Origin of the sequence: Labrenzia sp. VG12 (assembly GCF_002237595.1) — a bacterium.
GTDB lineage: Bacteria > Pseudomonadota > Alphaproteobacteria > Rhizobiales > Stappiaceae > Roseibium.
Genome location: NZ_CP022529.1, coordinates 4,642,199 through 4,659,139 on the forward strand (window position 1 = coordinate 4,642,199; position 16,941 = coordinate 4,659,139).

18 protein-coding genes are annotated in these 16,941 nt (G+C 60.6%); all 18 read left to right on the top strand.

Annotated features, from left to right (window positions below):
- The first annotated feature begins 351 nt into the window (after positions 1-351).
- The 18 genes from CHH27_RS21495 (at position 352) to CHH27_RS21580 (ending at position 16,807) form a co-directional block, all read left to right on the top strand.
- Complete coding sequence (locus tag CHH27_RS21495; RefSeq protein WP_094073408.1) at positions 352-930, top strand: NADPH-dependent FMN reductase; 579 nt, start codon at positions 352-354, stop codon at positions 928-930.
- 108 nt (positions 931-1,038) lie between these two features.
- Positions 1,039-1,599 (top strand): ATP-dependent protease subunit HslV, encoded by a 561-nt coding sequence (hslV, locus tag CHH27_RS21500; RefSeq protein WP_094073409.1) that lies wholly within the window; start codon positions 1,039-1,041, stop codon positions 1,597-1,599.
- Between the two features lie 6 nt (positions 1,600-1,605).
- Complete coding sequence (locus CHH27_RS21505; protein ID WP_094073410.1) at positions 1,606-2,124, top strand: GNAT family N-acetyltransferase; 519 nt, start codon at positions 1,606-1,608, stop codon at positions 2,122-2,124.
- Positions 2,125-2,127: 3 nt separating this feature from the next.
- Entirely contained in the window at positions 2,128-3,432 is a 1,305-nt protein-coding gene (gene hslU / locus CHH27_RS21510) for an ATP-dependent protease ATPase subunit HslU (RefSeq protein WP_094073411.1), read from the top strand.
- Between the two features lie 90 nt (positions 3,433-3,522).
- Positions 3,523-4,017, top strand: coding sequence for a universal stress protein (locus tag CHH27_RS21515; protein WP_094073412.1), 495 nt, complete (start codon positions 3,523-3,525; stop codon positions 4,015-4,017).
- Between the two features lie 206 nt (positions 4,018-4,223).
- Positions 4,224-4,781, top strand: coding sequence for a NifU family protein (locus CHH27_RS21520; protein WP_094073413.1), 558 nt, complete (start codon positions 4,224-4,226; stop codon positions 4,779-4,781).
- 374 nt (positions 4,782-5,155) lie between these two features.
- Complete coding sequence (gene tsaB / locus CHH27_RS21525) at positions 5,156-5,833, top strand: tRNA (adenosine(37)-N6)-threonylcarbamoyltransferase complex dimerization subunit type 1 TsaB (RefSeq protein WP_094073414.1); 678 nt, start codon at positions 5,156-5,158, stop codon at positions 5,831-5,833.
- The gene (gene rimI, locus CHH27_RS21530) at positions 5,830-6,318 is read left to right on the top strand and encodes a ribosomal protein S18-alanine N-acetyltransferase (RefSeq protein ID WP_094073415.1); all 489 of its coding nucleotides are present in this window, start codon (positions 5,830-5,832) and stop codon (positions 6,316-6,318) included. Before tsaB ends, rimI begins: the two co-directional genes overlap by 4 nt.
- A gap of 44 nt (positions 6,319-6,362) precedes the next feature.
- Positions 6,363-6,812 (top strand): Fur family transcriptional regulator, encoded by a 450-nt coding sequence (locus tag CHH27_RS21535; RefSeq protein WP_094073416.1) that lies wholly within the window; start codon positions 6,363-6,365, stop codon positions 6,810-6,812.
- Positions 6,805-7,671 carry a 1-acyl-sn-glycerol-3-phosphate acyltransferase gene (locus CHH27_RS21540; RefSeq protein WP_094073417.1) on the top strand — a complete coding sequence of 289 codons (867 nt, stop codon included), beginning with the start codon at positions 6,805-6,807 and terminating at the stop codon, positions 7,669-7,671. Before CHH27_RS21535 ends, CHH27_RS21540 begins: the two co-directional genes overlap by 8 nt.
- 123 nt (positions 7,672-7,794) lie before the next feature.
- Positions 7,795-9,261, top strand: coding sequence for a tRNA (N6-isopentenyl adenosine(37)-C2)-methylthiotransferase MiaB (gene miaB, locus CHH27_RS21545; protein WP_094074922.1), 1,467 nt, complete (start codon positions 7,795-7,797; stop codon positions 9,259-9,261).
- Positions 9,262-9,349: 88 nt separating this feature from the next.
- A complete protein-coding gene (locus tag CHH27_RS21550) occupies positions 9,350-10,411 on the top strand; it encodes a PhoH family protein (RefSeq protein WP_094074923.1) in 1,062 nt (353 codons plus the stop codon).
- A gap of 15 nt (positions 10,412-10,426) precedes the next feature.
- Entirely contained in the window at positions 10,427-10,939 is a 513-nt protein-coding gene (gene ybeY / locus CHH27_RS21555; RefSeq protein ID WP_094073418.1) for an rRNA maturation RNase YbeY, read from the top strand.
- Between the two features lie 35 nt (positions 10,940-10,974).
- The gene (locus CHH27_RS21560) at positions 10,975-12,174 is read left to right on the top strand and encodes a CBS domain-containing protein (protein WP_094073419.1); all 1,200 of its coding nucleotides are present in this window, start codon (positions 10,975-10,977) and stop codon (positions 12,172-12,174) included.
- A gap of 105 nt (positions 12,175-12,279) precedes the next feature.
- Entirely contained in the window at positions 12,280-13,893 is a 1,614-nt protein-coding gene (lnt, locus tag CHH27_RS21565; protein ID WP_208988320.1) for an apolipoprotein N-acyltransferase, read from the top strand.
- A gap of 189 nt (positions 13,894-14,082) precedes the next feature.
- Positions 14,083-14,487 (top strand): helix-turn-helix domain-containing protein, encoded by a 405-nt coding sequence (locus CHH27_RS21570; RefSeq protein WP_094073420.1) that lies wholly within the window; start codon positions 14,083-14,085, stop codon positions 14,485-14,487.
- 113 nt (positions 14,488-14,600) lie between these two features.
- The gene (gene metK, locus CHH27_RS21575; RefSeq protein ID WP_094073421.1) at positions 14,601-15,773 is read left to right on the top strand and encodes a methionine adenosyltransferase; all 1,173 of its coding nucleotides are present in this window, start codon (positions 14,601-14,603) and stop codon (positions 15,771-15,773) included.
- A gap of 347 nt (positions 15,774-16,120) precedes the next feature.
- The gene (locus CHH27_RS21580; RefSeq protein ID WP_094073422.1) at positions 16,121-16,807 is read left to right on the top strand and encodes a tRNA (guanosine(46)-N(7))-methyltransferase TrmB; all 687 of its coding nucleotides are present in this window, start codon (positions 16,121-16,123) and stop codon (positions 16,805-16,807) included.
- Positions 16,808-16,941: the final 134 nt, after the last annotated feature.

Here is a 16,941-nt window from a genome sequence, read left to right on the forward strand (position 1 = left end):
CGTGCAGGCGTCGCCGTCTGGTTTTCTGCCGGATGCGAGCTCCGCGGTCATGCTTGCAACGACGCGGTCGTAGCTTTGCATACCGGTCCATAGTCCGCCTGGCATCCGGCATGCCGCAATGGGTCGCCAGAACCGCCATTTCGGCGACCTGCCGCAGTTCTCGCGGGCTGTAGACCTGTTGAGCCCAGGCCGTGCCGACGCTGGTCAGGAAAAGAAGGGCAGCTGCAAGTCGTTTCATGATGGGTTTCTGCCCGGCCTTTTGCGTTCTGATACCATTGGTGTGCGACACCTTTTCTGCACGTGCTGTCTGCACTAGGTTTCTTCGCACGAATCCCTGGTTAGAGACTATCCATGCGTACACCGAAAATTCTTGTCTGTTCCGGTTCGAGCCGGAGTGCTTCTTTGAATGCAAAACTCGCCGCGCTGGCCGCGAAAAAGCTTGCGATCCTCGACGCCGAGGTCACTCATCTGTCGCTGAAGGACTATCCCTTGCCGATCTATGATGGTGACCTGGAAGAGGTTGAAGGCGTGCCGGAAAATGCGCGCAAGCTCCACAAGCACTTCCAGGCGCAGGATGGCATTTTCCTTACCTGCCCGGAATACAACGCCGGCATTACCCCGCTCCTGAAAAACACGCTCGACTGGATCAGCCGGGTCAAGGAGCCCGGGGAGCCCTACCGGAACAAGGTGTTTGCACTTGGCGCGGCGTCTCCGGGCGGGTTCGGTGGCATGCGCGGCCTGATCGGCATGCGCACGATCCTGGAGGTCGGGCTGGGGGCGATGGTCCTGCCGCAGATGGTTTCCGTGCCGCGCGCCAGTGGGGCATTTGACGACAAGGGTGACCTGACCGAGGAACGCGTGGCCGGTCAGCTGGACAAGCTGGTCGATGCGCTGATGCGGGCAACGCGCATCGAGATGACGAACGGATAGTCGGCCAGTTGGCTCGGGCTGATCGGTGATCCCTCTTTTGACCGCTTGGAAAAGCCGTGATTGCCGCTTACATAGGGCGGCAGCAAAGAAAACTGTTGTGAGGACTGCATGAGCGAGAGGCGCGAACCGGCCCAGTGGCACGGGACGACGATCATGATGGTGCGCAAGGGCGGCAAGGTGGTGATCGCCGGCGACGGCCAGGTGTCCCTGGGCCAGACGGTGATCAAACACTCCGCGCGCAAGGTGCGCCTGTTGGCAAAGGGCGAGGTGATTGCCGGTTTTGCCGGGGCAACCGCGGATGCCTTCACCCTGTTCGAACGCCTAGAGGCCAAGCTGGAACAGTATCCGGGTCAGCTGATGCGCGCCTGCGTGGAGCTGGCCAAGGACTGGCGCACGGACCGGTACCTGCGCAGGCTGGAAGCGATGATGCTGGTCGCCGACAAGAATGTCTCCCTGGTCCTGACCGGCACCGGAGACGTGCTTGAACCGGAGGGCGGCGTCATGGGCATCGGGTCGGGCGGAAACTATGCGCTGGCCGCGGGACGGGCTCTGGCCGATACGGATTTTGACGCGGAAACCATTGCCCGCAAGGCCATGGCGGTTGCCGCGGAAATCTGTGTCTACACCAATGCCAGTGTGACAGTGGAATCCCTGGACACGGCCGAGTAATCCTCCATGGTGTCGTTTCGCCCCGTTTCAGCTGAAGATCTGTCGCTTCTGGCGGATTGGATGGCACGCCCGCACTGGCGTGAGTGGTGGGGAAACCCGGCTAAGGAGCTTGGCTACATCCGAGACATGATTGAAGGGCGCGACACGACGCAGCCCTTCATCTTTGAAATTGACGGCCGCGCGGCGGGCTATATTCAGGTCTGGTTCGTGAAGGACCAGCAAGGCCCCGACGTCGTCGCTGAATATCCCTGGGTGGTTCTGCTGCCGCTGGACGCGGTTGGAGTTGACCTGTCGATTGCCGACGGCGGAAACCTCTCCAGGGGACTTGGAACGAAGGTATTGCAGGCATTTGTCCGCAAATTGCAGCAGGATGGCCACAAGAGGATCCTGATCGATCCGGATCCGGCAAACCTGCGCGCCGTGAAGGCCTACAGAAAGGCCGGCTTCAGGGAGATGGAAGATCTCCTGGGCCGCACGGGCGACAGCCTGCTGATGGAACACAAAGTGACGGAAGGCGTGTCTTAAAAAATGTCCGATTTTTCTCCGCGTGAGATCGTCTCAGAACTCGACCGCTACATTGTCGGCCAGAAGGATGCCAAGCGCGCGGTTGCCATCGCGCTGCGCAATCGCTGGCGCCGCCAGCAGCTTCAGGGGCAGATGCGCGAAGAGGTGCTGCCGAAAAACATCCTAATGATCGGTCCGACCGGTGTCGGCAAGACCGAGATTTCCCGGCGTCTGGCCAGGCTGGCCAACGCGCCCTTTACCAAGGTGGAGGCAACCAAGTTCACCGAGGTCGGCTATGTCGGCCGCGACGTGGAACAGATTGTCCGCGACCTGGTGGAAGCGGGCATCACCCTGGTGCGCGACCAGAAGCGGGAAGAGGTGAAGGCCAAGGCGCATGTGTTGGCCGAAGAGCGCGTGCTTGATGCGCTGGTTGGCAAGAATGCCAGCCCGGCCACCCGCGACAGTTTCCGCGCAAAGCTGCGCAACGGCGAGATGGACGACAAGGAAATCGAGGTCGAGGTGCGGGCCCAGGCCCAGATGCCGAGCTTCGAGCTGCCCGGCATGCCCGGCGCCAGCGTCGGCGTCATGAACATGTCCGACCTGCTCGGCAAGGCCTTTGGCGGTCAGACCAAGACCAAGCGCACAACAGTCCGCGACAGCCACGATCTCCTGGTCAACGAGGAATCGGACAAGCTGCTTGACGAGGACAAGGTGGTCGAAGAGGCCATTTCACTGGTGGAAAATTCCGGCATCGTCTTCCTGGACGAGATCGACAAGATCTGCGCCCGCGAAGGCCGGGCCGGGGCCGATGTGTCCCGCGAAGGTGTGCAGCGCGACCTTCTGCCCCTGATCGAGGGCACGGTGGTGTCCACCAAGCACGGACCGGTCAAGACCGACCATATCCTCTTCATTGCCTCCGGCGCGTTCCATGTCGCCAAGCCGTCAGATCTTTTGCCCGAACTTCAGGGTCGTCTGCCGATCCGGGTGGAACTGCGGGCGCTCAACAAGGAAGACTTCCGGGCGATCCTGACCGAACCGGAAGCCAGCCTGATCAAGCAATATGTGGCCCTGATGGAGACCGAAAACGTCACGCTGTCCTTCAGCGAAGATGCCATTGAGGAAATCGCCTCCGTGGCGGTGGATCTCAATGCGTCCGTGGAGAACATCGGGGCGCGCCGTCTTCAGACCGTGATGGAGCGGATCCTCGACGAAATCTCCTTCACCGCACCTGACCGGTCGGGGGAAGAGGTCGAGATCACCGCCGACTTCGTCAAGGAGAATATCGGCGACCTTGCCAAGAATGTCGATCTGTCGAAGTTCATCCTGTAGAGGCACAAGGGGCAAGGACCCTGTCAGCAAGACGTGCAAGCGGTGATATCACCGCTTGCGATGTGCCCGGACCGGTGGCAGCATGCGCGCATGGTAGCCATCAGAAAAAGCAACGAGGAAGGCCACCGCCGGAAGTTTCTGGTTGTGGTCGACGAAACGCCCGAATGCGACCGCGCGATCGTTTATGCCGCCAAGCGCGCGGCGCGCACCGGGGGGGTGGTGACACTTGTCTTCATCATTGCGCCGGGCGATTTCCAGCACTGGCTGGGGGTTGAGGACATCATGCGTGCCGAAGCCCAGGAAGAGGCCGAGGCCGCGCTGGCCAAGGCTGCGGAACGGGTGCGGTCCGTTGCCCGGACCGAACCGGAAACCGTTGTGCGCGAGGGGTCCAAGTCGGAAGAAATCATGGATCTGATCGAGACCGATGCGGACATTGCCATCATGATCCTGGCAGCCAGCACCGGTTCGGAAGGACCGGGACCGCTTGTCTCCTCGATTGCCGGGAAGTCGGCAGATACCTTTCCGATACCGGTCACGATCGTGCCGGGCAATCTGGATGATGATTCCATTTCTGCCCTTGCATAGCCCCGGCCAATGACCCGGGTGCGGGCGTCTTCCTCCGGATCGCATCTTTTCGTGCTTGATCGGTCAGGATATGTACCTATCTAGTTTTTAAAGGTTCCAAACTGCGGTAAGATGGTCTAGAAGGACTCATCGGTGTTTTGCGATTAATGGAGAGGCGCAAGGCACTGCGGACAACTGGGCGCGAGAAAAGCGCAAGGACAAGAGCAATGTTCATTCAAACCGAAGCCACGCCGAACCCGGCCACGCTGAAATTCCTGCCCGGACGGGTCGTCCTGCCGGAAGGCACTTATGATTTCCGCTCCAAGGCGGATGCCGGCGTCTCGCCGCTCGCCGAAAAGCTGTTCGACGTGCCGGGTGTCGCCGCCGTCTTCTTTGGGCATGACTTTGTCACGGTCACCAAGGACGACACCGACTGGCAGCACATGAAACCGGCCATTCTCGGCGTGATCATGGAACAGTTCATGTCCGGTCAGCCGGTGATGACATCAGGTGGCGCGGAAGACACCGAAGAAGGCGAGTTCTTCGAGGAAGGCGATCAGCAGACCGTCGACACGATCAAGGAACTTCTTGAAACCCGCGTGCGACCGGCCGTTGCCCAGGATGGTGGCGACATCACCTTCAAGGGCTTCAAGGAAGGCGTGGTCTATCTGTCCATGCGCGGCGCCTGTGCAGGCTGCCCGTCCTCGACGGCAACGCTCCAGCACGGCATCCAGAACCTGCTGCGCCATTTTGTCCCGGAAGTCGAGGAAGTCCGCCCGATCTGAGGCAACTCGCCGTGAACGAGGTTTAGGAGCCCGGCCAACTGGCCGGGCTCTTGTGTTTTCCGGCCCCGTCAAGTTGCCATCCTGAATACAACGCAGCGAAGATCCGGGAGCGGGGAAGCGGGGCCGGACCAAGAAAAACAGGAAGAAACGGCCGCAGTTGGGCACTCAGGTCCGGGCAAGCGTTTCGCCCGGGCGGGATGACTGTTGAGAGCCCGGGAGGGATCTCCGGCCGAGACAGAACCATTAATATTTCCGACTCTCATTCCCTGTGGAAGGCAAGCCCGCCTTTGGGCTTAGGTCCAAAGCCCCGCTCGACTCATGACGTCCGGCAAGGTACTGGCAAAGGGGAGAAAAACCGTTTGAGCCGAGACCGAATGCGCGTTCTTGCCATCGATACCGCCCTTGCCAATTGTGCCGCCGCTGTCCTCGACAACGGCGCGGAGACCGCCTGTTTCGGTGCCTTCGGCGAGGAAATCGGCCGCGGTCACGCCGAGCGGCTGATGGACATGATCGGCGAAGTCATGGCGGAAACGTCAACCGCGTTTTCCGATCTCGACCGGGTCGTGGTCACGGTCGGGCCGGGCAGTTTCACCGGGCTCCGGGTCGGGTTGTCGGTCGCGCGCGGTTTCGGCCTTGTGCTTGGCAAGCCGGTGGTGGGCATCACCACGTTGGCGGCAATCGCCCGGGCGGCAGCGCGCGAGGATGGTCGGGGGTCCGTGCTGGTGGCGCTGACAGGCAAGGGCGACGAGGTCTATTGCCAGCAGTTTGACGACGGTGGCTGGCCATTGAGCGAAGCCGGTGTCCGCACCCTGTCCGATCTTGCAGCCTCCTTGCCCGAAGACATAAGATTGGCCGGATCGGCAGCTGAAAAGCTGGCGGACGTGCTGGGCCTGCCGGCTGACAGAATTCTGTCGACGAGCGGTTTTCCCGGCATCCGGGATGTGGCAGAACTCGGGCTGACCGCCGATCCGGTGGTTTCGTCGCCGTCGCCGCTCTATCTACGGCCGCCGGATGCAACGCCGCAGCGCAAGGGAAGGATTGAACGGCAATGAGTTTTTGGTGGTTCTGGACCCAGCCGCCGGTCATTGAAGAGGCGCTGGACGAGGATCTGCCGAAGATTGCCGAAATCCACGACGCTTCGTTCAAGCACAACTGGAATATTGAGGAATTCGCCCGCATGAAAGCGCAGTCGGGAACCACCATCCTGGTTGCCCGGCGGGCGAGCCCCTATGGCACACGTGCACCGCTTGGTTTCCTCGTCCTGAGAACGGCGGCGGATGAAGCTGAAGTCATCACCATTGCCGTTCATCCGCGTCAGCGTGGCCGCGGGATCGGCAAGCAGCTGATGGAGGCCGGTCTGTTCCGGCTTTATGGCGAAAGATGCAAGTCCGTGTTTCTCGAGGTTGATGCGGCCAACGAGTCGGCCTTGCTGCTCTATCGTGGTCTTGGTTTCAAGGAAGTCGGGCAGCGCAAGGGCTATTATGGCGACAGTGGAGGAGACGGCACGGCGCTTGTCATGCGGGTCGATCTTCGCTAAGCGCATAGCCGGAGAAGGACACACGGGAAACGGACGGCATCCAGATGGCGGAAGACAAACTATCGACGCTTGCGGATATGTGCATTGCCAAGGGCATGCGCATGACCGAACAGCGCCGCGTCATCGCCTCGGTCATCGAGGACGCATCCGAGGAGCACCCGGATGTGGAAGAGCTCTACCGCCGTTCCGTGGCGATCGACCCGGGCATTTCCATCTCCACCGTCTATCGCACGGTGAAGCTGTTCGAAGATGCCGGCATGATCGAACGTCACGATTTCCGGGACGGCCGCTCGCGCTACGAAACCGTGCCCGACGAGCATCATGACCATCTGATCGACCTCCGCTCGGGTCAGGTGATCGAATTCCGCAACGAGGACATCGAAGCCCTGCAGGAATTCATTGCGCGCAAGCTCGGCTACAAGCTGGTCGACCACCGGCTGGAGCTTTATGGCGTTCCCCTGGAAGATGCAAAGGACGAAGACGGCAATGGCTGAGATCAAGGCCGGACTGATCATCTTTGTCCTGACACTTGTCTCGCTGGTTCTGATCCCGCTGCAATGGCTGGCGGTGAAATTCAAATGGCCGATGCGCAAGCATCTGCCGCACCTCTGGCACCGGATCGCCACCCGGCTTGTCGGTATCAAGATCAGCCAGATCGGCGCGCCCGCAAGCGACCGGCCGCTGCTGATCACCGCCAACCACGCGTCCTGGGTGGACATCACTGTGATCGGTACCCTGATGCCGCTCAGTTTCATTGCCAAGTCCGAAGTCTCGGGCTGGCCCATTTTCGGTCTCTTCGCCAAGCTTCAGCGCACCGTCTTCGTCAACCGGACCCGGCGCTCGGAAACCGCGCAGGTTGCCGATGCCATCGCCGGACGGATGGCGGAGGGCGACGCCATGGTGCTGTTTGCCGAAGGCACCTCCAACGACGGCAATTGCGTTTTGCCCTTTCGATCGGCGCTTCTGGGCGCAGCCACCCGCGCCGTGGGCGATGGCGACACAGGTGACGTCTGGGTTCAGCCGCTGTCTGTTGCCTATCAGGGCTTTTATGGCCTGCCCATGGGCCGTGCCCACCGGCCTCACGTTGCCTGGTATGGCGACATGGAGCTTGCTGGCCATCTCTGGGGCATCTTTTCAAGGGGCGCTCTGGACGTTGTGGTACGTTGGGGCGAGCCGGTTCTGGTCGATGGCGGCACCGACCGGAAGGCCCTGACCCGGCAGCTGGAAGCTGATGTCCGGGCGATGACGGTGGCCTCGCTGATGCAAAAGCCCGTCGAAAGCCAAGAAATCAGCGATCTTGAACCCTTCGGCTTCTTCTCAAACGCGGAAAAAACCGCTAAAGCTGGCGCCTGATTTTTTCAGGTGCCTCCCGTTCGAACGGAAGAGCGGGTGACAAGGCGCGTCGGGCAGACGGTTTCCGACCCAGGCACCATGACCCAAGACATGCCGGCCGATGACAACGGCCATGAGGAGCGAATGACAAGCCGCCCGGAAGACCAAATTGCCGTGACCCCATCTGACGAGACGCCAGGTGCCAAGGGCAACCAGCGCAAGGTGTTCGTGCGCACCTATGGCTGCCAGATGAATGTTTACGACAGCGAGCGCATGACCGATGTTCTGGCGCCGGAAGGGTTCGAGACCACCGAGGACCTGGAAGACGCGGACCTTGTCATCCTGAACACCTGTCACATTCGTGAAAAGGCCGCCGAAAAGGTCTATTCGGAGCTTGGCCGGATCCGCAAGGTGAAGGAAGAGCGGGCGAAATCAGGCAAGGACATGATGGTGGGCGTGGCCGGCTGCGTGGCCCAGGCCGAGGGCGAGGAAATATCCCGCCGGGCGCCGATCGTCGACATGGTCGTCGGCCCGCAAAGCTATCACCAGCTGCCGTCGTTGCTGGAAAAGGCGCGCCAGGGCAAGAAGGTCGTCGAGACCGAGTTCGACATCGACGCCAAATTCGACCACCTGTCGGAACGGGTTGAAAAGCCGGCTTTGAAACGTGCCCCTTCTGCATTTCTGACGGTTCAGGAAGGCTGCGACAAGTTCTGCACCTTCTGCGTCGTCCCCTATACGCGCGGTGCGGAAGTGTCCCGCTCTGTTCAGCAGATCGTCGAAGAAGCCGAACGCATGGCGGCGGCAGGCGTGCGCGAAGTCACGCTGCTTGGTCAGAATGTCAACGCCTATCACGGCGAGGCTGCGGATGGGTCGACCTGGGGACTTGGCCGGTTGCTGCGCCGTCTGGCAGACATCGACGGCCTGGACCGGCTGCGCTACACCACAAGCCATCCGCGCGACATGGATGATGATCTCATCGCCGCCCATGCGGAGCTGAAAAGCCTGATGCCCTATCTGCACCTGCCGGTGCAGTCGGGATCGGACAAGATCCTGAAGGCCATGAATCGTCGTCATACCCGTGACGATTACTTCCGTCTGCTCGACCGCATTCGCGCCGCTGCCCCGGACCTCGCCCTCTCCGGCGATTTCATTGTCGGTTTCCCGGGCGAAACGGACCAGGATTTCGAAGACACGATGGATCTGATCCGCCGCGTGGAATACGGCTCCGCCTTCTCCTTCAAGTACAGTCAACGTCCGGGCACTCCCGGCGCGACCATGGAGGACCAGGTGCCAGAAGACGTGAAATCCGCCCGTCTTGCGGAGCTGCAGGCGCTTGTCAGCGCGCAGCAGAAAGCGTTCAACGCGTCGCGGCTTGGCATGGTCTGTGATGTCCTTCTGGAAAAGACAGGTCGCAATCCGGGTCAGCTGGTCGGTAAATCGCCCTGGTTGCAGCCCGTCCAGCTGGACGCTCCGGAAAGCCTGATCGGCACCATACAAGCGGTGGAAATCGTTGACATCGGGTCCAATTCGCTGTTCGGACGGCTGAATGCGGGGCAAGATACTACTGACACGGCCGGAGCCGCGGCGGCTCTCGAAAGCCAGGCCGGTTGAGTACAGGAGACGTCATTTGACGCGCGACAGCCAATCTTCTTCCCGCAAGCCTTCGGATCAATCTCCTGCGGCCAATTCGGCCACCGACATGACCCATATCGTCCTTGCCTTTGAAGACAACCGGCTGATTGGTGACCTGTTCGGTCAGTTCGATCAGAACCTGGCGCTGATCGAGCAGCGCCTGGGGGTCGATGCCATCGCCCGCGGCAACCAGGTCACGCTGAAAGGGTCCCAGGCCGGCTGCGCCCAGGCGCGGACCGCGCTGGAAGGTCTTTATCAGCGTCTTCTGCAAGGTCATGAGATTCACCCGGGCGACGTGGACGGCGCCCTGCGTATGGCCGCCGCCGCCGAGGCCCAGTTGCCATTGCCGACGCTCGAGCCGAAGTCCCGGCTGGCCTTCGCCCAGATCGCAACGCGCCGCAAGACGATAGTTGCGCGCACACCGACCCAGGACGCCTATATCCGGGCCATGGACCGCGCGGATCTCATTTTCGGCACCGGTCCTGCCGGGACCGGCAAGACCTTCCTGGCCGTGGCCTATGCCGCAGCGCTTCTGGAACGTGGAGACGTTGCGCGGCTGATCCTGTCGCGGCCGGCAGTGGAAGCCGGTGAGCGCCTCGGCTTTCTGCCGGGTGAGATGAAGGACAAGGTCGATCCGTATCTGCGGCCGATCTATGACGCGCTTTACGAGATGATGCCGGCGGAGAAGGTCGATCGTGGCCTGCAGTCCGGCATGATCGAGGTCGCGCCGCTCGCCTTCATGCGCGGTCGGACGCTATCAAATGCGGTCGTTCTGCTTGATGAAGCACAGAACACAACCTCCATGCAGATGAAGATGTTCCTGACCCGCCTTGGCGAGGGATCGAAGATGATCGTCACCGGCGATCCGAGCCAGATCGACCTGCCGTCCGGCCAGAAATCCGGTCTGCGGGAAGCGCTTGGCCTGCTGACCGACATTCAGGACGTGTCTCACATCCGTTTCACGGAAACGGACGTTGTCCGTCACGAACTGGTCGGCCGGATCGTCACCGCCTATGACAATGCCTCGCGTGAAGAGGCTGTCGCCCGGGAGCGGCGGTTCAACGAGCGCCAGCGCAACACGGATCTCGAGGAGACGACACCTCGTGGCCGTGAAAGAGCAGTGTCGTAGCAGGGGCCGTGGACCATGCCTGACATCCTGCCCGACGGCTTCCAGATCGATCTCTCTATCGAAGCCGGAAACTGGGACGAGGCCGTCTTGATGGTGCTTTCGGAGCGTGCCATCTCTGCAGCCTTTGGCATTGCCGACCTGGAAGTGATGGAGAACACCGAGGTTTCGCTGCTTTTTACAGACGACACCGCCATCCGGAAGCTGAATGCACAGTGGCGCGAGAAGGACAAGCCGACGAACGTTCTCTCCTTTCCCGGATCCGATCCGGACGGCGACGTATACGGCCCGCTTCTGGGGGACATCGTGTTTGCCTATGAAACCGTTGTCCGCGAAGCAGAGGATATGGGAATTGATTTCTCCGATCACCTTTCCCATTTGATTGTTCATGGATTGCTTCATCTTTTCGACTATGATCATCAGGAAAATGATGAAGCAGAACTGATGGAAAGCCTTGAGAAAGCCATATTGGCCTCTATAGGCATAGAAGACCCTTATGCGGACCGGCCCCTTGTGGCGGACGAGCATTAAGTGGCATGATTGAACGAGACGTTCTTGATTGATGGATGATGAGCGCAGTTGAACCGCAAAGTCCGGCAAGTGGCGAAAAAGCCGCTGAACCCGGACAATCCCAGGACGGGGAAGACCCGCAACAGACGAAGCCGCAGCGATCTGCGGCGTTTCTGAACCAGCTCAAACGTGTGCTGCGCTTGGGGCGACAATCGTCGAGCCTGCGTGAAAATCTCGAGGACGAACTCGCCCGCGAAGGCGGCGATGCCGCGTTTTCTCCCGAAGAGCGCATGTTGCTTGGCAACATTCTGAGACTTCGTGAACTCAGGGTGGATGACGTCATGATCCCGCGGGCTGACATTGACGCGGTCGATCTGGACACCAGTCTCAGCCGGGTGATGGAGCTCTTTCAAAAAAGCGGCCATTCCCGCATGCCGGTCTATGAGGAAACTCTGGACGACCCGCGTGGCATGGTTCACATCAAGGACTTGATGGCCTTCATCGCCGAAAGGGGTGCGTCCCGCCGGCCTGCAACTGCTGTGGAAAACGCGGCCGATGCAACCGAATTGCAACCAGGCTCTCACAACGGCGCGGCCCGCAACGGCCACAACCAGCCGGATCTGGATCTGTCCTGTGTTGACCTGTCGGTGACGCTGGAGGAGACCGATCTGGTCAGAAACCTCCTGTTCGTGCCCCCATCGATGCCGGCAACCGATCTGATGACCAAGATGAAGGCCGATCGGATCCAGATGGCGCTTGTCATCGATGAATATGGCGGCACGGACGGACTGGTATCTCTGGAAGACCTTGTCGAGGAAGTCGTCGGCGACATTGAAGACGAACACGACGAAGACGAGGAAGCCATGCTCGTCGCGGACGGGGAAGGGGTCTGGATCGCCGATCCGCGTCTGCCATTGGAAGATCTCGACACGGTGCTCGGGACGCGCCTGACAGGTGGTGAGATTTCGGAAGACGTCGATACGTTGGGCGGTCTGCTTTATGTCACGGTCGGTCGTGTGCCGGTGCGCGGCGAGTTGCTGTTCGTCCCGGAAGAGGTTCCTGGTTTCGAGTTTGAAGTCCTGGATGCAGACCCGAGGCGCATCAAGCGTCTCAAGATCCGGCGCCGTCGCACTGAAGTGCGGCCACAGGAACTGCGCCGGCGGACAAAACGGCCGGAGCCGGCGGCGCAGGGCGATGCAAAGCAAGACCCGGAAGTGCCCTCAGCCAAGGTCGCAGCATCTGGCGGAAATGGCTGAGTAGCGGCGTCTGTGCGGGGCGCGAACCATTTTTGGCCTTGACCGTGCCTGTTTGAGCCGACAAACCTCCTGTCCGCGAAAGATCCGGAACGGGAAAGATCACACATGCACTGGTTGTCACACCGCCTGTCGGTCCTGCCAAACACTTTCCTGTTGGCTTGGGGCTGGCAGCGACGGGTCCTGTGTGTGCTCTGCGGGGCGCTGACCGCCCTGTCGCTACCGCCCCTGGAAGCATCTTTTGTTCTGCTGTTGAGTTTTCCCGGTCTCGTCTGGCTGCTGGACGGTGCTCTCGAACCCGGCTCCACCTGGCGTGAAAAGCTGCGTCGCGGATTTGCGATCGGCTGGATGTTCGGCGTCGGCTATTTTCTGGCCGGCCTGTGGTGGATTGGCGCGGCTTTCCTTGTCGAAGCCGATCGGTTTGCCTGGCTGATGCCGCTCGCCGTTCTGGCCATGCCGCTGGGCCTTGCCCTTTTCACGGGCCTGGGGGTGGCGCTGGCTGCCCTGTTCTGGTCGGACCGGTTTCGACGGGTCCTGCTTCTCGCAGCCTGCCTGACGTTGGCGGACTGGGTGCGTGGTCACGTGTTGACAGGGTTTCCCTGGAACAGCTTCGGATATGGGATCGCACGGTTCGAGGTTTTGTCTCAAACCGCCAGTCTTGTCGGTCTTTATGGCCTCAGCTTTCTGGCCGTCGCACTTGCCTCCACCCCTGCCCTTCTCGCGGATGTCAGGCCGTTGGGCCAGCGTTTGAAGGCGGTCGGCAGCGCTGTCTTCGTTCTGTGCGCGATGGCGGTCTTTGGCATGGTGCGGCTTTGGCAGCCCGCCCCGCCGGCAACCGACCTCGATATACGGATCGTACAGCCGGCCATCGCCCAGGAGGACAAGTGGCGGCCTGACCTGAGAGATGAGATTTTTCAGACCTTGCTGGACATGTCGGAGGCTCCCCTGGGCGGAGCGGCGCGTGTCGGCCAGAAGCGACTGATCGTCTGGCCGGAATCGGCGGTGCCCTTCCTGCTGACGCAGGAGCCGGGCGCCTTGTTTCGCATCGGCAAGGCGCTTGGCAGTTCTTCAGAACTCGTCACCGGAGCCGTGCGCAGCGAGCCCGGGGCGGTTGGGACGTCCTATTACAACAGTGTCTATGTTCTGGGCAGTGACGGCACGGTGCAGGGGATCTACGACAAGGTTCGTCTGGTTCCCTTCGGTGAATACGTTCCTTTTAAACCATTGCTGGAAACGCTTGGCATTACAAACCTGGCGGGTCCTCTGGAAGGGTTTGAGGCCGGTTATCAGCCGCGTGTGCTGAGCGTCTCTGAAAGTTTTAGTTTTCTACCCATGATCTGCTACGAGGCAATTTTTCCGGGCCTGCCTGGTGATGCCGCAGGTCAGCCGTCCTTTCTTCTGAACGTGACAAATGATGCCTGGTTTGGGCAAACGCCGGGTCCCTATCAGCATTTCAGTCAGGCCCGCCTCAGGGCCATCGAGACGGGATTGCCGTTGATCAGGGCCGCAAACACCGGCATTTCCGCGATTATTGACGGCCGAGGCTCCGTTGTTGCGCGCCTTGGTGTTTTTGAAACGGGACTGATCGACGGTCGGCTTCCGCAGAGGATAGGCAATACTCTCTACAGCATTACAGGCGATCTGCCTGTGCTGATTGTTTCGATAATCCTTGTAGTATTTGCCAGTATTAGGCAATACAACCGCGATTCGCGCAAAAATTGAGTTTTTTTATTTGAGTTGAGTGAAGGAAGTGTGATACAACCGTGAAATAGCCGATTGAAGGTTATCACGTGTACAAGTGAAGGGTTGCGGGCACACTTCGATTTCCTGAGCCTGTGGGGGATTTCAGGGGAGCTTGTACTAACAAAAACGAGCGGACTTTCGCCGCCACAAAAAGAAAGAGCGACGCAGATGCCCAGTAAAAAGTCACCGAATCCAATTGACATTCACGTCGGCAGCCGCGTGCGGTTGCGGCGCATGATGCTCGGCATGAGTCAGGAAAAGCTCGGCGAAGCCCTGGGCATCACCTTCCAGCAGATCCAGAAATACGAAAAAGGCACCAATCGCATCGGTGCCAGCCGGCTGCAGCACATCGCGACGATCCTCAAGGTGCCGGTCTCCTTCTTCTTCGAAGATGCGCCGGGAACCCCTGAAGAAGCAGAAGGATTTGGCGAAACCCAGCCGACGTCCTACGTCGTCGACTTCCTCTCGTCCTCTGAAGGCCTGTCCCTGAACAAGGCGTTTGTGCGCATTGAAGACCCAAAGGTCCGTCGCCGTATCGTCGACCTTGTGCGTTCCCTGGCCGGAGACGAGTGATAAAAATGGCGCGCCAAGCTTGACGTGGCGGATAACTTCTAAGATTGATGCACCAGAAGCGGCGATGACATTCGCCGCTTCTGTCATATTCATTCCCAGAAGGACGATCGCCAATGGCACGTCAGAATTACCTGTTCACATCCGAGTCCGTTTCCGAAGGGCACCCGGATAAAGTTTGCGACCGCATCTCCGACGCTGTGGTTGATGCTTATCTTCGCGAGATGCCGGAAGCGCGTGTTGCCTGTGAAACGCTGGCAACCACCAACCGCATCGTCATTGCCGGCGAAACCCGCGGCCCGGCCAATATCACAAATGAATATCTCGCCCATCTTGCCCGCATGGCCATCAAGGACATCGGTTATGAGCAGGACGGGTTCCATTGGGAGAACTGCGACATCGCGGTTCACCTGCATGCCCAGTCCGCGCACATCGCACAGGGCGTGGATGCCGGCGGCAACAAGGATGAAGGTGCCGGCGACCAGGGCATCATGTTCGGCTATGCCTGCCGCGAAACCGAAGAGCTGATGCCGGCTCCGATTCTCTATTCTCACAAGATTCTGCGCCTGCTCGCCGAAGCCCGCAAATCCGGCAAGGAGCCGGTGCTCGGCCCCGACGCAAAGAGCCAGGTTACCGTCCGCTATGAAGACGGCAAGCCGGTCGCGGCCACATCGATCGTGCTGTCGACCCAGCACCTCGATCCGGCCCTGACCTCCGAAGACGTTCGCAAGATCGTCGCGCCCTACATCACCGATGCGCTGCCGGACGGCTGGATCACCGACGAGACCGTGTGGCACGTCAACCCAACCGGCGCCTTTGTCATCGGTGGTCCGGACGGCGATGCCGGCCTGACCGGCCGCAAGATCATCGTCGACACCTATGGCGGTGCTGCGCCCCATGGCGGCGGTGCCTTCTCCGGCAAGGACCCGACCAAGGTGGACCGCTCTGCAGCCTATGCTGCACGCTATCTCGCGAAAAACGTCGTTGCTGCGGATCTTGCCGACCGCTGTACGATCCAGCTCAGTTACGCGATCGGCGTTTCCGACCCGCTGTCGGTTTATGTCGACCTGCACGGCACGGGCCGCTGCGACGAAGCCAAGCTGGAATCAGCGCTGCGCGACGTCATGGGCCTGAGCCCGCGCGGCATCCGCGAGCACCTGAAGCTCAACAATCCGATCTACGAGCGTACCGCTGCCTATGGCCACTTCGGCCGTGAGCCGGACGCCGACGGTGGTTTCACCTGGGAAAAGATCGACCTGGTTGACGAGCTGCGCCCGCTTGCGGGATAAGCTCGGCTTCAGAACGCTGTTCCCGTAAAAAAGTCAGATCGCCGGCTCAGCGCCGGCGATCTTTTGTTTTGAAGTAGCTAGAGCATGTCCGCTCAATCTAGGATCATTTGATGTCGAAAAGCAGTTCACTCGGCGAGGCGCGTCGCGAAGTGCGATGCGGTACATCGGTCAAGCGGCGTAACGCTGCCGATGGTCTGCTTTGCGTCACCCGGAGGGCCGGGCTTTTGCGTCCGCTGACCACGTTGGCTTGCGCTTGTGGTGGAACCACACCACCGCGCGCAACCCGCCTCGTCAGCAAACGCAACCGCACCGGTCAAATGAACCTAGATTGAGTGGAAATGCTCTAGATGACTGACCGTTACGAAGGTTCCTTTTTCGGCCGCCGCAAGGGCAAGCCGCTCAGCCCGCGCCGCGAAGCGCTGATGGAAACAGAATTGCCGCGTCTCGGCCTGGACCTGACTGTTCCCGCGCCGGCGGATCTCAAAGACCTGTTCGAGGCCGAGGTCGAGACCGTTTGCCTGGAAGTCGGCTTTGGTGGCGGCGAGCATCTGCTGCACCGGGCAAGGTCCTCTCCCAAGGTCGGGTTCATCGGCATCGAGCCTTTTGTCGGCAGCATGGCCAAGGCGGTGACCGCCGTCGTCGAGGAAGAGCTCACGAATGTGCGCCTCTACGACGATGATGCGGTCAACGTGCTCGACTGGCTGCCCGAGGCAGGCCTCGATCTCGCCTATCAGCTCTATCCGGACCCCTGGCCCAAGAAACGTCACTGGAAGCGGCGGTTCATCAACGAGCAGAACCTGGACCGCTACGCCCGGGCGATCAGACCGGGGTGTGAATTCCGGTTTGCCAGTGACATCGACACCTATATCGACTGGACACTGCGCCATTGCCGTGCGCATGCCGCGTTCGAGTGGATGGCGGAAACCGCTTCGGACTGGAAGACGCCCTGGGAGGGGTGGCCCGGAACACGATATGAAGCCAAGGCAATCCGGGAGGGGCGCATCGGCCGCTACCTGACCTTCAGGCGGGTCTGAGCCCTTCGACCTGGTGGCAGTTGCCGATCCTTTCCCGGCGCGGACTCATTTCTTTTTCGGGATTTCGGCACGGGCTCTTGCGTTTTTGACCGCTTTGGCGTTATACAGCCGGTGTTTCACCTCATACGGCTTGC

What these genes read in the sequence shown, in the direction of transcription:
- CHH27_RS21495 (WP_094073408.1), top strand. Translation starts at nt 352, where the DNA reads ATGCGTACACCGAAAATTCTTGTCTGTTCCGGTTCGAGCCGGAGTGCT.
- hslV (WP_094073409.1), top strand. Translation starts at nt 1,039, where the DNA reads ATGAGCGAGAGGCGCGAACCGGCCCAGTGGCACGGGACGACGATCATG.
- CHH27_RS21505 (WP_094073410.1), top strand. Translation starts at nt 1,606, where the DNA reads ATGGTGTCGTTTCGCCCCGTTTCAGCTGAAGATCTGTCGCTTCTGGCG.
- hslU (WP_094073411.1), top strand. Translation starts at nt 2,128, where the DNA reads ATGTCCGATTTTTCTCCGCGTGAGATCGTCTCAGAACTCGACCGCTAC.
- CHH27_RS21515 (WP_094073412.1), top strand. Translation starts at nt 3,523, where the DNA reads ATGGTAGCCATCAGAAAAAGCAACGAGGAAGGCCACCGCCGGAAGTTT.
- CHH27_RS21520 (WP_094073413.1), top strand. Translation starts at nt 4,224, where the DNA reads ATGTTCATTCAAACCGAAGCCACGCCGAACCCGGCCACGCTGAAATTC.
- tsaB (WP_094073414.1), top strand. Translation starts at nt 5,156, where the DNA reads ATGCGCGTTCTTGCCATCGATACCGCCCTTGCCAATTGTGCCGCCGCT.
- rimI (WP_094073415.1), top strand. Translation starts at nt 5,830, where the DNA reads ATGAGTTTTTGGTGGTTCTGGACCCAGCCGCCGGTCATTGAAGAGGCG.
- CHH27_RS21535 (WP_094073416.1), top strand. Translation starts at nt 6,363, where the DNA reads ATGGCGGAAGACAAACTATCGACGCTTGCGGATATGTGCATTGCCAAG.
- CHH27_RS21540 (WP_094073417.1), top strand. Translation starts at nt 6,805, where the DNA reads ATGGCTGAGATCAAGGCCGGACTGATCATCTTTGTCCTGACACTTGTC.
- miaB (WP_094074922.1), top strand. Translation starts at nt 7,795, where the DNA reads ATGACAAGCCGCCCGGAAGACCAAATTGCCGTGACCCCATCTGACGAG.
- CHH27_RS21550 (WP_094074923.1), top strand. Translation starts at nt 9,350, where the DNA reads ATGACCCATATCGTCCTTGCCTTTGAAGACAACCGGCTGATTGGTGAC.
- ybeY (WP_094073418.1), top strand. Translation starts at nt 10,427, where the DNA reads ATGCCTGACATCCTGCCCGACGGCTTCCAGATCGATCTCTCTATCGAA.
- CHH27_RS21560 (WP_094073419.1), top strand. Translation starts at nt 10,975, where the DNA reads ATGATGAGCGCAGTTGAACCGCAAAGTCCGGCAAGTGGCGAAAAAGCC.
- lnt (WP_208988320.1), top strand. Translation starts at nt 12,280, where the DNA reads ATGCACTGGTTGTCACACCGCCTGTCGGTCCTGCCAAACACTTTCCTG.
- CHH27_RS21570 (WP_094073420.1), top strand. Translation starts at nt 14,083, where the DNA reads ATGCCCAGTAAAAAGTCACCGAATCCAATTGACATTCACGTCGGCAGC.
- metK (WP_094073421.1), top strand. Translation starts at nt 14,601, where the DNA reads ATGGCACGTCAGAATTACCTGTTCACATCCGAGTCCGTTTCCGAAGGG.
- CHH27_RS21580 (WP_094073422.1), top strand. Translation starts at nt 16,121, where the DNA reads ATGACTGACCGTTACGAAGGTTCCTTTTTCGGCCGCCGCAAGGGCAAG.